Origin of the sequence: Collinsella aerofaciens, from assembly GCF_015555045.1 — a bacterium.
GTDB lineage: Bacteria > Actinomycetota > Coriobacteriia > Coriobacteriales > Coriobacteriaceae > Collinsella > Collinsella aerofaciens_W.
This window is the reverse complement of sequence record NZ_JADNJQ010000053.1, coordinates 1-3,123: the sequence shown is the minus strand read 5'-3', so window position 1 is coordinate 3,123 and position 3,123 is coordinate 1. Positions and strand designations below refer to the sequence as shown.

At 53.8% G+C, this 3,123-nt stretch carries 5 protein-coding genes; all 5 read right to left on the bottom strand.

Annotated features, from left to right (window positions below):
- Positions 1-113 (bottom strand): sugar phosphate nucleotidyltransferase (locus I2E45_RS10235; protein ID WP_267472630.1); only part of this gene is annotated, 113 nt, incomplete at its 3' end.
- A gap of 3 nt (positions 114-116) precedes the next feature.
- On the bottom strand, positions 117-986 hold the full coding sequence (locus I2E45_RS10230; RefSeq protein WP_195445979.1) for a glycosyltransferase family 2 protein: 870 nt from the start codon (positions 984-986) through the stop codon (positions 117-119).
- 54 nt (positions 987-1,040) lie between these two features.
- The gene (locus I2E45_RS10225; protein ID WP_324249342.1) at positions 1,041-1,697 is read right to left on the bottom strand and encodes a sugar transferase; all 657 of its coding nucleotides are present in this window, start codon (positions 1,695-1,697) and stop codon (positions 1,041-1,043) included.
- Positions 1,698-1,764: 67 nt separating this feature from the next.
- Positions 1,765-2,316: an antiterminator LoaP gene (loaP, locus tag I2E45_RS10220; RefSeq protein ID WP_271742293.1), complete on the bottom strand. Its 552-nt coding sequence runs from the start codon at positions 2,314-2,316 to the stop codon at positions 1,765-1,767.
- Between the two features lie 573 nt (positions 2,317-2,889).
- On the bottom strand, positions 2,890-3,123 hold a 234-nt coding region (locus tag I2E45_RS10450; protein WP_229058941.1), incomplete at its 5' end, for a hypothetical protein.

Here is a 3,123-nt window from a genome sequence, read left to right as displayed (position 1 = left end):
AGCGGGTAGTAGATCATGGGCTTGTCGTAGACCGGCAGCAGCTGCTTGGAGGTCACGAGCGTGAGCGGGTACAGGCGCGTGCCGGACCCGCCGGCGAGGATGATGCCTTTCATTTGTTATAACCTTTCTTTTCTCGCGGCCCTGCGACCAGCGCGGTTTCCGAGAAGACGGGCGCAGCAGTCGACTCCGAAGGCGATGAACTCTGTCAGGTTCCCTTCCCGGAGAAGTTGCGAGGAGACCGCTTTGACGAGTCGCCCGCCCTCACCTATCTCGCTCGCATGCATAAGGTCATCTGAGTGCGACTCCAGGAACATACCAACAGCGCGATTGCGCGCGAACTGCTGGCTAGGGGTCAGATTGTGGGAGTGATAGACTTCAGCACCCGGCTCATATGCGACCTTCAGACCCGACGCTACGAACCTGGCGGCCATGAGCATGTCCTCGTTGGTGTTGACGTACTCAAATCCGCTGCAGTCGAGATATGCCGTCCGTCTGTAAGCCGAACAGGAATCTGAGGCAAAGAACGTCTTGATGCCGCATTTATTCAAATCGCTTTTTGAACGGACAGAGGGCGAATCGGGATAATTGAAGCTGCGGACAAGCTGCTCAAAACGGCGGGCATCCGCCTTGGGCAGCTGCCTACCGCTGACCAAGGCGATGCTTGGGTCCCCAACCATGGGGGTGACGAGCCGCTCAAGATAAGCATCGGAAGCCGGAAGTGCGTCTTGGGTTAGAAAGCAAACGAAGTCACCAGTCGTTGCCCTCAGGGCCATATCCCTTGTTGCCCCATGGTTAAAGTCACAGCGTTCGATTTGCAACAGGCGAATCCCCTCGTGCATTTTGACCAAAGGCACTGTGTCGTCATCTGATGCGGAGTCGACGACCAATATTTCCATCGGACGCAAAGACTGACGCTCGAGAGCCGCTAAGAGATCTTCGATTTCGTGTTCAGCGTTAAGGGTCGGAATGATAACGGAAACGTCCACCTATCGCCCCGTCCTCTTCTTGCCGAACATAGCACCAAAGGTGCCGGTAAAGCATTACCAGTCCATACGGAAACAGCGGTTCCGCACGTAATGAAGTTCGATCTTTTGACGTGTCCCGCTCTCGAAGGTCGCGGCGTTGCGGTCGGTTGCCTGCCACAGGCCTGTGATGCCAGGCTGAACAGAAAGCAGCTCAGCCATTTCCTCATCGGAAAAGTGCTGCTCAAGCTCATCTCTTGTAATGGGGCGCGGTCCGATGACGGAAAGGTCGCCGTTCAGCACGTTCAGGAACTGCGGCATTTCATCGATGGAGCACTTGCGAATGAACTGGCCGACCTTGGTAATGCGAGGGTCATCGTCGACCTTACGCTCGACTTCCCACTGATGTAACTGCTCAGGACTCAGATACTTCTGCACATCGCCGGCATCGGCGACCATGCTGCGAAGCTTAAGAATTTTAATGGTCTTACCGCCCCTGCCAACACGCTCTTGTGCATATACAGGACTTCCAGAAGACTCAAGACAAATAAGCGCGCACACTATTGTGATGGGAATGATCAGCACTATGCACGCACAAAGGCTAAAAATAAAATCGAAAAGCCGTTTTAGAAATCGATAAGCCAATGTACCGCTTGGTTTTCTTTGCTTTATCTCTAAAGCAACCGAGTCTGCCCCCACGGTTGTAGCACGGGAATATTCAGTTTTATATGACACTATTTCCTTCAAACCTACGTCCCCGCCCCGGGGATCCCCCCCTGTTCCGTTAAACAGTCGCCTGCAGCTAGGCGATCGCCTTTTTAAGGTTGCGCATGACGCGCTGCTCGTTTGAAAGCACGGCAAGGCCAACGCGGGTGGTTACGCGTCGGCCGCACAGGTTGAGCTCCAGATAAGCAGTGCATTTACGTCTATTAATGGTTTTGATGAGGCCCTCGTGGCCCAGCAGTGGACCAGCTGTCACTACGACCTGGTCGCCGTCTTTTAAGGCCTCGCTCATGGGCACTACACGGTCTCCCCTATTGGTAAAACTGCCAATGAGCAGGGTCTCTTCTTTCGCTAACGGTACAAACTGACCGTCCTGGGAAAGCACCCGGGCAAAGTCGTCCATGCACAGCAGATACTGTTGCACGGTGCGGGGATCTGTCGTATCGCAGATGAGATAACCGGGAAAGAGCGGCTTAGTCGTTTTAACCCATTCGCCGTGAACTTTGATCTCGGTTTGATATTGGGGATAAAAGAGCTCCTGCATGGCGCCCGCAGGCACCACGCGCTCGATGCGCTCGCGTATTACGTCTTCGCGACCGTTAATGACCTGGATCACATACCACACGAGCACCACCCCCTTGCTGTCTTACGTGTGGCTCACGGGGTTTGGATATGGCTTCGCCAGGGCGCTTGTGCGCGAAGGCGCTCCATATTCAAACCCTGAGCCCAGTCAGACAAGCACGTGGCTCTGCCCCACCGTGAACGGTATGTACAAAAGCAGCGCTGAGATTACAGGCACGTATCGCAAAAATGTCTGCAACCTCAGCTGACTGCGTGCGAGCTAGTCAAGCAACTGCCAAACTAAACCGCACGCAAGCAGCTGGAGAACTGCTACGCATTAGCATGCAAGCTATTAGCCAATCAAACCCGGTAATTTGCTCAATGCAAATTACCAAAGTCGCATGACTTCTTTATTGGAGCTCGTGGTGTTTCTGGCACCGCCGTTACGGCCGGATGCTGATCGACCCTGCGTTTTGCGACTTGCTGGGCCGCGAGCACAGTTGAACTCATGTAACGTTAGGTATCCTAGCACAAGCTGGTAGCGAAACTGATTTGGCTTGTGGTGGACAACATATCCTTCATTTAGAGTGTTCAAGGGGGTCGTTTTGGGATGTTGTTCACATTGGCGCAGGATATTGGGGTGCTAACGGAGGTTATGGATGCTCCTGAAGCCCGAACTGACCAGCGAGGCGTTCTGGTAATTGCGTTTGTCCAACAAACTATGTACAGAGATGGGAAATAAATTGTGCAACTTTTTGTTGGCGTAGGTGGGGTTTGTGGCGCGTGGTTTTTTGGCATGAAAGACGATATGAGAAAGCCATTTGGGTCGCCTCCCCCGCGGCGCAGCTTCTTTCCGCGGGCTCGGGATGCCACAATG